Genomic DNA, 12,175 nt, shown 5'->3' on the forward strand with positions numbered 1-12,175 from the left:
GTCCCTCGCAAGCATGAACTTGTTTGCAGGGGATGGAAGGTTTTTTTTGTAACTTTAAATGTCAGAATGGTGTAAATTCCGAGAGGAGGATGACTAATGGGAGCTCAAATTCCAGAAGTTCGATCGACAGATGAATTACGTGAAAAATGGATGAAGCCGGAGGTCATTAGCGGTTCCGAGATTCTGCTGAGAAGCTTGTTGCTTGAAGGTGTGGATTGCGTATTTGGTTACCCGGGTGGCGCAGTGTTGTACATTTACGATGCAATGTATGGTTTCGAGGATTTCAAACACGTCTTAACCCGTCACGAACAAGGTGCAATTCATGCAGCTGACGGATATGCACGTGCAAGCGGCAAAGTTGGTGTTTGTATCGCTACCTCCGGGCCGGGAGCAACCAATCTGGTTACTGGAATAGCCACGGCATATATGGATTCTGTGCCGCTGGTTGTCATTACGGGAAATGTTAATTCCAGCCTGATCGGCTCGGATGCTTTCCAGGAAGCGGATATTACCGGGATTACAATGCCGATCACCAAACACAGCTATCTGGTAAAAGATGTTAAGGATTTGTCGAGTATCATTCATGAGGCATTCCATATTGCCAACACCGGCCGTAAAGGTCCTGTACTGATCGACATTCCGAAAGATGTCTCAGCCAACAAAACCTTGTTTGAACCGAGTACTGAACCTGTTACATTAAGAGGGTACAATCCACGGACAGTACCAAACAAACTGCAGGTTGACCGTCTGGCTCAGGCCATTCAGGAAGCAGAACGTCCAATGATTCTGGCCGGTGGCGGTGTGGTATACTCGGGAGGACATGAAGAACTGTTCGAGTTTGTTGAGAAGACAGGCATTCCGATTACGACAACCCTTCTGGGGCTTGGTGCATTCCCAAGTGGGCATGAACTATGGACAGGGATGCCAGGAATGCACGGAACATACACATCCAACCTGGCCATCCAACAGTCGGATCTGCTGATCAATATCGGCGCACGATTCGATGATCGGGTAACAGGTAAGCTGGACGGATTCGCTCCACATGCCAAAATCGTCCATATCGATATTGATCCGGCTGAGATTGGTAAAAACATTGCAACCGATATTCCAATCGTTGGTGATGTGAAGACCGTACTTGAAATAGCCAACAAAGAAGTTGGACGTGCAGAGCGTGCAGATGCATGGAGAGACCAGATCAAACAGTGGAAACAAGAGAAGCCATACAGCTATACGGATTCAGACGAAGTGCTGAAACCGCAGTGGGTTGTTGAAATGTTGAATGATACAACCAAAGGTGAAGCGATTGTGACTACGGATGTGGGACAACATCAGATGTGGGCGGCACAATATTACAAGTTTAATCAACCACGTTCATGGGTAACTTCGGGTGGTCTCGGAACGATGGGCTTTGGATTCCCTTCTGCAATTGGTGCTCAGATGGCCAATCCGGACAGACTTGTTATCTCCATTAACGGAGACGGCGGAATGCAGATGTGTTCCCAAGAACTCGCAATCTGTGCCATTAACAATATACCGGTAAAAATTGTGATCATTAACAATCAGGTACTTGGAATGGTTCGCCAATGGCAGGAACTCATCTATGAGAACCGTTACAGCCACATTGATCTGGCAGGAAGTCCGGATTTTGTAAAACTGGCTGAAGCATATGGCGTGAAAGGATTGCGTGCAACGAATAAAGAAGAAGCAGCGCGTGCTTGGCAGGAAGCTTTGGATACACCAGGACCAGTCGTTGTAGAATTCGTAGTACGCAAGGATGAAAATGTGTATCCAATGGTTCCGCAGGGAGCAACAATTGATCAAATGCTGATGGGGGATGCTGACGAATGATTAGACATACGATTTCAATATTGGTTAACGATCAGCCAGGCGTCCTTCAGCGGGTATCAGGGTTGTTCGGTCGACGCGGATTTAACATTGAGAGTATTACCGTAGGTCAATCTGAAGAACCTGGACTCTCCCGGATGGTTATTGTCACCATTGGTGACGATAAAACGCTGGAGCAGATTGAGAAACAATTGTACAAAATCATCGATGTTATTAAAGTGGTTGATTTCAGCCTGAAACCGATGGTAGCCCGGGAACTTGCCCTGATCAAAGTGAAAGCAGAGCCTTCCGAGCGTCCTGAGATTCTGGGTGTGGTAGAAACATTCCGCGCATCCGTTGTAGATGTTGGTCCAGGCAGCCTGATTGTGCAGGTAGTTGGAGATACGGACAAAATTGATGCTATGATTGAATTGCTCAAGCCATATGGCATTCGCGAATTGTCCCGTACAGGCATAACTGCATTGGTACGCGGCAACGTATAAAGTTATAATGAATGAAGAGGGACGACGGTTAGCTAACATATACAGTTGATCTTATGTGAGTGTCAGTCCCTTAACAGTTGTAATTTAACATTTTAGTGATGTAACGCTTGAAAATATAGCTACATTCCCGCATTAATGGGCGGGTGTCTGAACGGATCGGATCAGACCAGAGATGCTTTTGACACTCCAAGCGAGTCGGTCCCTTGAGACACCCGCTCATTAATGAAGGGTTCTTTACAATACAAAGGAGGACTTATAAACATGCCAGTAACTACTTATTATGAACAGGATGCAGAGCTTAACGTATTGAAAGGAAAAACGATCGCGGTAATCGGTTATGGTAGCCAGGGCCACGCCCAAGCTCAAAACCTTCGTGATAGTGGATTGAATGTAGTCATCGGACTTCGTGAAGGTAAATCCTTCGACACTGCAAAAAATGACGGATTTGAAGTTCTGTCCCCGGCTGAAGCAACAAGCCGCGCAGATGTAGTTCAAATCTTGCTGCCAGACGAAACTCAAGCTTCTGTATACAAAAACGAAATCGAACCAAACCTGAAAGAAGGCGCTGCATTGCTCTTCTCACACGGTTTCAACGTTCATTTCGGTCAAATCGTTGCTCCAAAAAACAGCGATGTATTGCTGGTAGCTCCTAAGTCCCCTGGTCACATGGTACGTCGTACTTATGTGGAAGGTTTTGGTGTACCGGGCCTGATCGCGATTGAGCAAGATGCAACGGGTAAAGCTAAAGAAATCGGTTTGGCTTATGCTAAAGGTATCGGTTGTACACGCGCAGGGGTTATCGAAACTTCCTTCCGTGAAGAAACAGAAACAGATCTGTTCGGTGAGCAAGCTGTTCTGTGTGGTGGTGTAAGTGCATTGGTAAAAGCTGGATTCGAAACATTGACAGAAGCGGGTTACGCTCCTGAAATGGCATACTTCGAATGTCTGCACGAACTGAAGCTGATCGTTGACATGATGTATGAAGGTGGACTTTCAAGCATGCGTGATTCCATCAGTAACACAGCTGAGTACGGTGACTATGTAACTGGACCTCGCGTTGTAACTGAAGATACGAAGAAAGCAATGAAAGAAGTGCTGACAGATATCCAACAAGGTAAATTCGCACGCGACTTCATTCTGGAAAACCAATCCGGACGTGCATTCTTGACATCAACTCGTCGTAACGAAGCTGAACACCCAATCGAAGTGGTTGGCGGACAATTGCGTGAGATGATGCACTGGATCAAGAAGTAAGCATTAACTTCTAGAACATGCACTTTAAGGTATTCAAGTAAACTTAGAGCTTTAACTGGGAATAGCGGCCGTGCTTATGCGTGAGCCGCTATTGCTGGTTCAGAGAAACATATATAACAAGTACAGGAGGTGCGAAGCGTGCGTAAAATCTATGTATTTGACACAACGCTGCGTGATGGAGAGCAATCCCCGGGAGTCAATCTGAACACTCGTGAAAAGGTGGAAATTGCCCATCAGCTCGAGCGGCTTGGCATTGACCGGATGGAAGCGGGTTTCCCGGCGGCATCTCCAGGTGACCTGGCAGCTGTCAATGCAGTAGCAAATGCGGTCAAAAATGTGACTGTAATTGGCTTGTCCCGTTCCAGAGAGCAAGACATTGATGCGGTTAAGGAAGCACTTAAAGGTGCACAGGACCCATGCATTCACGTTTTCCTGGCAACTTCACCTATTCACCGCCAACATAAATTGCGCATGGACAAAGCGCAGGTACTGGATACAGCTCGTTCCGCGATTCGTTATGCAAAGAAAACATTCTCGAAGATTGAATTCTCACTTGAGGATGCAGGTCGTACCGAGTATGATTTCCTCGTGGAAATGGTGAATATGGCTGTTGAAGAAGGTGCAGCTGTCGTGAATATTCCGGATACGGTTGGTTACCTGAGCCCATATGAATACGGAAACATTTTCAAACATCTCAAGGAGAATGTACACGGTATTGAAAAGGTACAGCTGAGTGCCCACTGCCATAATGACTTGGGTATGGCGACGGCCAATACACTTGCAGCCATTCTCAACGGAGCCGATCAGATCGAAGGTACGATCAATGGCATTGGTGAACGTGCCGGAAACACGGCGATCGAGGAAATTGCTATGGCGCTGGAGACACGTCAGGAATTTTTCCAGGCGAAAACATCGCTGCAGTTGTCTGAGATTGCACGGACCAGTCGTTTGGTTAGCCGTTTGACAGGTATGGTTGTGCCTGGAAACAAAGCCATTGTTGGGGCAAATGCCTTCGCACATGAATCCGGCATTCACCAGGATGGTATGCTGAAGGAAAAAACAACGTATGAGATCATGACCCCAGAGTCCATCGGTCTGAAGGAAAGTAAACTTGTACTGGGTAAACATTCTGGTCGTCATGCCTTCCGTGAACGGTTGATTGATCTGGGATATGAGCTGGAAGAAGAAGCATTGAATCGGGCTTTCGCCCAGTTCAAAGATCTGGCTGATAAGAAAAAAGAAGTTACTGACGAAGATCTGCTTGCCGTAATTGAAGAGAAATTGCAGGATGCACCTGAGGTGTATAAACTGGAATCCATCTTCGTAACGTACGGAGATGAATCGGTACCAACGGCCAAAGTCCGCATTGCAACGCTTGACGGGGATACGATTGAGAAGCAAGCAGAGGGTAACGGATCGGTAGATGCGATCTACAATGCGATTGACCAAGTGAGTGGGGAAGATGTAACGTTGTCTGACTATTCCATCAAATCGGTGACACATGGTAAGGATGCATTGGGTGAAGTACATGTTGTGCTGACTCAGAATCAGGTTTCGGTACAAGGACGTGGCGTAAGCACAGATATATTGGGTGCAAGTGCACGTGCCTATGTAGACGGCCTGAATCAATTGATTGAGAAGCGCAAGACATATACGAACCGTGTAAACGTTAACCTGTAGGCTCCAATGCAAGAAGCACGCACCCTTCATTGAACTGAACTTTAGCTGAGGCACATGTATGCTGCTAGAATGATCTATCTTTAATTTAATGGATATAGAAGATCGTTCGGCTTGCTTTGTTACGTTTAGTGAGGTACGTAAAGAGTCTGACTCTCCTGTGGAGGGCCAGACTCTTTTGCTTGTATTTGAGCATTTTGCATAACCTCTAAGCGTCTTCCAATCAGCAAGATATAGATCGAAATGATTCTGTTCGTCTATATCTTGTACCCGTGAGCGGTATAATTCGAATTATGCAAAATGCTGATTTATATGATTATGGCAGTAAAACACAGAACCTTTTCTACGCTTACTTATTGCATTGGCTTACTCTATCAAGCTATTACCACGCGTATGCATTAGGTGCATGTCCACCTGGGCCCGGAAAAATCTCATCCAGACGTTTGAGCACAGCTTCATCCAAAGTCACGTCCAGACATTTGAGTGCGGTCTCAAACTGCTCCAGCGTACGCGGTCCGATAATCGGGGCGGTCACCGCCGGATTGGCTGCAACCCATGCCAAAGCCACCGTATCCTGTGGTTCACCGAGATCACGACACAGTGCGGCAAAGTCTTCAAGCTGAGTTTGCTGCTGCTCGATCCGTCCAGCGATGCCCCCGCTGCGTGTTCCTTCCAGCTTTTGCAGAGCGTTACGTCCCAGTAATCCACCATCCAGTGGACTCCATGGAATGACGCCGAGGCCCAGCTCTTTGGCTGCGGGCAGTACTTCCAACTCAGGCAAACGACAGTTGAGGCTATATTTATGTTGTTCGGAAACCAGGCCGAGGAAATGACGATTCTTGGCTTCACTTTGAGCGATTGCAATCTGCCATGCAGCAAAGTTACTCGATCCTACATAACCGATTTTACCCTGATGAACGGCATTCTCGAACGAACCCCACAGCTCGTCCCACGATATGGCAGGGTCTACATGATGCATCTGGTATAGCTCGATATGATCGGTCTGTAAGCGGCGGAGGGAACCCTCCAGATGCCGTCTGATTTTGTAGGCGGAGAGGCCAGCTTCGTTGTTGGGGCCATCTGTATCATCATGCATGGAGCCATAGACTTTGGTGGCTAGAACTACTTTTTCACGTCTGCCCCCACCCTGGTTGAACCAGCGTCCGATAATTTCTTCGGTAAGGCCGGAATTTTCACCCCAACCGTAGATGTTAGCGGTATCAAAAAAGTTCACCCCTGCATCAAGTGCTGCGTCCATAATGCGGAAAGCTTCTTTTTCATCTGTAGCAGGCCCGAAATTCATGGTACCGAGACAGATTCGGCTGACCTTGAGGCCTGATTTACCCAAATACGAATATTGCATGTTGCTTATCCCTCCTGCGTACCTGATTTGAATTCAGCTATATTTTAACTCAGCCGGGAGGTCAGAACAACTTGGAAAGGCCAATCTCTATTGGCTTATAGGTAAAAACTATTAAAGTCATAGATTGTATATCTTGGTCAAATGACCTTGGAATATGATACAAAAGAGAGAGTTAATATGAGACGTTACTTTATGAATAATTAATGAATGAAATATAAGGAGTGGACAACCCAATGGCAGACGTGAAAAAAATTGCAGTTATTGCAGGTGACGGAATTGGCCCTGAAGTCGTAGCTGAGGCTGAGAAAGTTCTTAAACGTACGGAGGAAGTATTCGGTTATCGTTTTGAGACAGAGCATGCGTTGTTTGGCGGAATCGCGATTGATGAGAAAGGTACACCTCTTCCTGAAGAAACACTGAGCGTATGTAAAAGTGCAGATGCAGTCCTGCTTGGAGCGGTTGGTGGCCCAAAATGGGATAACAACAGCAAGGAGCTTCGCCCGGAAACAGGCCTGCTGGGTATTCGCAAAGCACTTGGATTGTTCTCCAACCTGCGTCCGGCTGTCGTATTTGATTGCCTGAAGGATGCTTCAACTCTGAAGCCTGAAGTACTTGAAGGTACAGATCTGATGGTGGTACGTGAGCTGACAGGTGGGATCTACTTCGGAGAGAAGTTCAGACGTGAAAGTGCACAGGGCGAAGAGGCTGTGGATACATGTGCATATAATGTAACAGAAGTGGAGCGGATCGTTCGTCAGGCGTTCGAAATCGCGCAAGGACGTCGCAAAAAGCTGGCTTCTGTAGACAAAGCCAACGTATTGGAAACTTCCCGTCTCTGGCGTGAAGTCGTGAACCGGGTAGCACCGGATTATCCGGATGTTGAACTGGAGCATGTACTGGTAGACAACTGCGCGATGCAATTGCTGCGTCGTCCGTCCAGCTTCGATGTCATCGTAACGGAAAACATGTTTGGAGATATCTTGAGTGATGAAGCAGCGATGTTGACAGGTTCCATCGGTATGCTTGCATCTGCATCACTGGGAGAGGGCAGCTTCGGACTCTATGAGCCGGTACACGGTTCCGCACCGGATATCGCTGGTCAAGGCCTCGCTAATCCGATTGCAACCATTCTCTCTTTGGCGTTGATGTTCCGTACAACCTTTGGTTATACAGAAGGTGCGGATGCCATTGAAGCAGCTGTGTCGGATGTATTGAACGCAGGACACCGCACAAGTGATATTGCTGTAGACAAGAGCACAGCGATCAGCACGACCGAAATGGGCGATTTGATCGTGGCGGCTATTCAGAAACAAGCGTAATTATAGGACCAAAAACATGGCAGCCCTTTGTTTCCAGTTATGGAATGTACAGAGGGCTGTTCCTTTATCATTTTTGCCACGAAAAATCCTTATTTATAATGATTATAAAAAAATAATGTTTATAATCTTGACTTTGGGAAGTCCGGATGATAACATTTTACTTGTACTTGTTATCAAGTATCAAATCATTTTAATTACAGGAAAAGCGTACGCGTTTTTCTTGATGATGAGCAATCCGCAAGGATGCTTACATAATCCCAAAGGAGGAATTTTTAGTTATGGCAGAACGTTTGGTAGGTAGACCAGCACCGGATTTCGCAATGGAAACAGTATCGGGAGACGGACAAGACTTCGGTTCCGTTAAACTGTCCGATTATCGTGGCAAATGGCTTGTATTCTTCTTTTATCCTTTGGACTTCACATTTGTGTGCCCAACTGAAATTACAGCTTTGAGCGTTGCTTCCGAGCAATTTAAAGCTTTGGATACAGAAATTCTTGGCGTGAGCGTAGACTCCGTACACAGCCACAAAGCATGGATCAATACACCTGTAGACAGCAATGGTCTGGGTCAATTGAACTTCCCGCTGGCTTCCGATATCACGAAGCAAGTGGCTAAAGATTACGGCGTTCTGATCGAAGAAGAAGGCGTAGCATTGCGCGGTCTGTTCATCATCGATCCAGAAGGCGAATTGAAATATCAAGTAGTTAACCACAACGATGTAGGCCGTAGTGTTGAAGAAACACTTCGCGTACTGCAAGCACTGCAATCTGGCGGATTGTGTGCAATGAACTGGAAACCAGGCGACACTAACCTGTAAGCCAGATTAACTTGAACGGTTTTTGTTCAAGCCCTCATCCCGTTAGGGATTGAGGGCTTTTTGCACCCTTTTGCCGGAAGTTATCACGAAGTTAATCAAAAGTGTTTGAACAAGCAGCTAAGCGTGTTAATAATATATTAGAAGAAAGTCTTCTTTTTATCTGTTGAAAGAGGAATTGATGGCCTTCAAGGCGAATAGGGTATGGAAACCCGGTAAATATTCCGGTGCTCTGCATTTATAATCTGTACATGAATGTGATACACTGATGGAACTATTCCTTTTTGGAAGTGCTGTAAGTGTACGGGATGGCATTTTAACAAAAAAAGTCCCGGCACGTAATAAGGAGGGTGAACAAAAATGAGTTACTGTTGTGGGGCAAGTATGGTTGGAACGAAGGGCACGCTGAAGCATTACCGCACCCAGGTTCATAATGTTCCCCTGCTGTTTTGCCCGGTGTGTCACCGGGTTGAGGTGCATTATAAAGTGGAAAACGAATACGAAATTCTGGCTGAATATGCGCATGGAGACGGTGCATCCGAGATCGACTTTCAAGATTATGTTACAGAAGATGAGGATGCGATTTTTGAAAACTGTGTAAACCGTGAGAGCGAGGATGCCATGGTCATTGTGCAACGCCAGATTGATATGGCTCTGGATTTGCTCAGGCTCGCCAAGGAAACCAAAGACGAGAAGTGGGAAAGCGAACTTAAACGTCGATTAGCTGTGATGAGTCAGCGCAGACTGAAAATTCAGCATAATAAGACCGGACTATAGATGATCTCGGATATATCACCAATTAAAGATATTAAAAACGAAGCTGATTTGCCTAACTGGGTGAAACGGCTTCGTTTTTGTGCTGTATTCTGGAACTAATTCGAGGTTTTTTTTAAAATAATTTCCATTCGACACTTTCTCCGATTGACTCTCTTCTATAAACTTGTCTATGATAAAAACAGACTTGCAAAAGAGGCGGAGCAAAAAATGTTCGTGTTTGGGAATAGGAGAAGGTCAGAATGGGACAAACGTATATGATTTTCCGGATCGACTGTTGGTTACCGGGAATAGACCAGCTTGAGTTCCGGCCATGCCATCCATATTTTCGGCTCAGCCCCCCAACGAAAGGGCACCGGTAATGAAAAATAAAATCGGCCCTTCCTGTTTCTGTGATGATATGATGTCCGAATGGCAAGTTTATCATTTACGTGAAAAGGAGGAACCTGACATGATTAGTGAATTTCAGGATACAGTGCCTCAACCAACGGATGGTTTCCCGCCTGTGCATCTGGATAACAACAAGTACGAGAATGTACTGGAACATCTGGATAGCGGAATTATGTTGTTTGACAGTCACGGTGTATTGACGTTTATTAACGTTCAGATGGCAAAGTTGTTGGAACTTCCAAGAAGTCTGTTGAGCGGCTGCACCCTGATGCAAATGCTGCATCATCCGCAGATGAGCCGATTCAAGAAAAAGAAAATTTTACGTATCTATCGGGAAACTATTTTTCACCGTAAGCGCTATCATGAATTGATTGATGAATACGGAAGACATTGGCTGGTTACTGTGACGTACGGTGATCAGATGGATGGCGACTTCTTGTTCAGCGTCAAAGATGTATCTGATTATAAACAAATTGAACAGACCGCTTATCAAAATGACAAACTTGCGATGCTGGGGCGAATTTCAGCATCTATTGCTCATGAAATTCGTAATCCGTTGACTGCAATCCGTGGGTTCATCCAACTGCTCAGGCCCCATTTGCTGCAGCTCGGCAAAGACGAGTACGCTCGAATCATACTGACGGAGATTGATCGGGCGAATGACATCATCTACGAATTTTTGAATTCTTCCAAACCGTCAGCTCCACAGAAGACCGTGATATCCGTCGACTCTTTGCTCAAAGAGGTGGTCTTGCTGACCGAAAGCGAAGGGTTGATGAAGGGATGCGAGATCGTACTGGATGAAGGGGATGCCCCGCTGAATGTGTCCATTGATGTCAAACAGATTAAGCAGGTTATTTTGAATATGGTGAAAAACGCAATGGATGCCATTGAGGAAGTTGGCGAAGAACATACGGGTCTAATTCGAATATCTACCGCCACGGAAAACAAATTCGTGCAGATCTCCATCGCGGATAACGGTCATGGGATGGACCATAACACGCTTGTACGTCTGTTTGATCCATTCTTTACGACCAAGGAGAGCGGAACGGGGCTTGGACTTTCGGTGAGTTACCGGATCATCAAGAACCATGGAGGCACCATCTCTGTGGATAGCAAAAAGGGCGAAGGCACGCGGTTTATAATTATGTTACCCTTGGTATATTGAGAAAAGCGGGGAGTTAAGGAGTTGGCCATTTGCCAACTCCTTTGTTTTATGTTGCCAATAACGGTTATAGTTAGTAATGAATGCGAATACATAAGCTCCATAACGGAAGGATGAGATGCAGATGGAAATCCAAGGAATGGAACAAATGAATCAACAACTGATGGATCACGTGGGAAAAGTGATTGTGGGAAAAGAGCATACGATAGAGCTGGTAATGACAGCGATCATAGCGTCAGGACATGTGCTGCTGGAGGATGTACCGGGTACCGGAAAAACGATGCTTGCCAAATCGGTAGCCTCTTCATTGGACTGCACATTCCAACGGATACAGTTTACACCGGACTTGCTGCCCTCTGACTTAACAGGGATTCATTTTTTTAATCAAAAAGAAGGGGATTTTGAATTCCGACCCGGCCCCTTGTTTGCCAATCTTGTACTAGCCGATGAGATTAACCGTGCTACACCGCGTACACAATCAAGCTTGCTGGAGTGTATGGAAGAGCGCCAGATCAGTATCGACGGTTCAACGAGACAGCTGGAACGGCCATTCATCGTTATCGCCACCCAGAATCCTGTAGATAACCAGGGAACTTTTCCACTACCTGAAGCGCAGATGGATCGTTTTATGATGAAAATTCGCATGGGTTATCCAAGCAGTGAAGAGAGTGTAGAAATTTTGAGACGTACGGTAGCCAGTCGTTCTGTTGATGATCTCTCGGCAGTGATCAGTCGTGAAGAACTTTTGAAGGCGCAGGATACGTATAAAACAGTGCAAATCAACGAAGATTTGCTACGATATATCATTCAGTTAACCGAAGCGACAAGGCAACATCCAGAGCTCTCGCTTGGCGTAAGTCCACGAGGGGCTCAGGCATTACTCAAGGCAAGTCAGGCATGGGCTGCACTGCATGGCAGAGACTTTGTTTTGCCTGATGATATTAAAGTACTGGCGGAACCTGTGCTGGCGCACCGACTGGTATTCCGTAACCGGATCAGACAACAAGAGGGCTTGGCGGAGCGTATCATCCAGGAACTTCTGAATCAGACAGAAGTGCCTACGGAGAATCTCGCTACAAGCGGGCGTTAAT

10 protein-coding genes are annotated in these 12,175 nt (G+C 46.2%); 9 read left to right on the forward strand and 1 reads right to left on the reverse strand.

What is annotated here, in order from left to right; translation table 11 throughout:
- Positions 1–96: 96 nt before the first annotated feature.
- From ilvB to EL84_RS15040, 4 genes are all read left to right on the forward strand, one after another.
- Complete coding sequence (ilvB, locus tag EL84_RS15025) at positions 97–1,848, forward strand: biosynthetic-type acetolactate synthase large subunit (protein WP_036610160.1); 1,752 nt, start codon at positions 97–99, stop codon at positions 1,846–1,848.
- Positions 1,845–2,327, forward strand: coding sequence for an acetolactate synthase small subunit (gene ilvN / locus EL84_RS15030; RefSeq protein WP_024628317.1), 483 nt, complete (start codon positions 1,845–1,847; stop codon positions 2,325–2,327). The genes ilvB and ilvN overlap by 4 nt, the downstream gene beginning before the upstream one ends.
- A gap of 261 nt (positions 2,328–2,588) precedes the next feature.
- Positions 2,589–3,581, forward strand: a complete 993-nt coding sequence (gene ilvC, locus EL84_RS15035; RefSeq protein WP_047842247.1) for a ketol-acid reductoisomerase — start codon at positions 2,589–2,591, stop codon at positions 3,579–3,581.
- A 138-nt stretch (positions 3,582–3,719) separates the two neighbouring features.
- Positions 3,720–5,261, forward strand: coding sequence for a 2-isopropylmalate synthase (locus EL84_RS15040; protein WP_036610154.1), 1,542 nt, complete (start codon positions 3,720–3,722; stop codon positions 5,259–5,261).
- A 379-nt stretch (positions 5,262–5,640) separates the two neighbouring features.
- Here EL84_RS15040 and EL84_RS15045 read toward each other — a convergent pair whose 3' ends face one another.
- Positions 5,641–6,621 carry an aldo/keto reductase gene (locus EL84_RS15045; RefSeq protein WP_036669756.1) on the reverse strand — a complete coding sequence of 327 codons (981 nt, stop codon included), beginning with the start codon at positions 6,619–6,621 and terminating at the stop codon, positions 5,641–5,643.
- A gap of 233 nt (positions 6,622–6,854) precedes the next feature.
- On the opposite strand from EL84_RS15045, the gene leuB reads away from it, so the two are divergent.
- The 5 genes from leuB (at position 6,855) to EL84_RS15075 (ending at position 12,174) form a co-directional block, all read left to right on the forward strand.
- Positions 6,855–7,940, forward strand: a complete 1,086-nt coding sequence (gene leuB, locus EL84_RS15050; RefSeq protein WP_036610148.1) for a 3-isopropylmalate dehydrogenase — start codon at positions 6,855–6,857, stop codon at positions 7,938–7,940.
- A gap of 278 nt (positions 7,941–8,218) precedes the next feature.
- Positions 8,219–8,758 carry a peroxiredoxin gene (locus EL84_RS15055; protein WP_036610146.1) on the forward strand — a complete coding sequence of 180 codons (540 nt, stop codon included), beginning with the start codon at positions 8,219–8,221 and terminating at the stop codon, positions 8,756–8,758.
- A gap of 357 nt (positions 8,759–9,115) precedes the next feature.
- On the forward strand, positions 9,116–9,532 hold the full coding sequence (locus EL84_RS15060) for a hypothetical protein (protein ID WP_017689649.1): 417 nt from the start codon (positions 9,116–9,118) through the stop codon (positions 9,530–9,532).
- A gap of 448 nt (positions 9,533–9,980) precedes the next feature.
- Positions 9,981–11,087, forward strand: a complete 1,107-nt coding sequence (locus EL84_RS15070; RefSeq protein ID WP_036610143.1) for a PAS domain-containing sensor histidine kinase — start codon at positions 9,981–9,983, stop codon at positions 11,085–11,087.
- Between the two features lie 121 nt (positions 11,088–11,208).
- Positions 11,209–12,174, forward strand: coding sequence for an AAA family ATPase (locus EL84_RS15075; protein ID WP_047842249.1), 966 nt, complete (start codon positions 11,209–11,211; stop codon positions 12,172–12,174).
- Position 12,175: the final 1 nt, after the last annotated feature.

Origin of the sequence: Paenibacillus sp. VT-400 (assembly GCF_001029205.1) — a bacterium.
Taxonomy (GTDB): domain Bacteria; phylum Bacillota; class Bacilli; order Paenibacillales; family Paenibacillaceae; genus Paenibacillus; species Paenibacillus amylolyticus.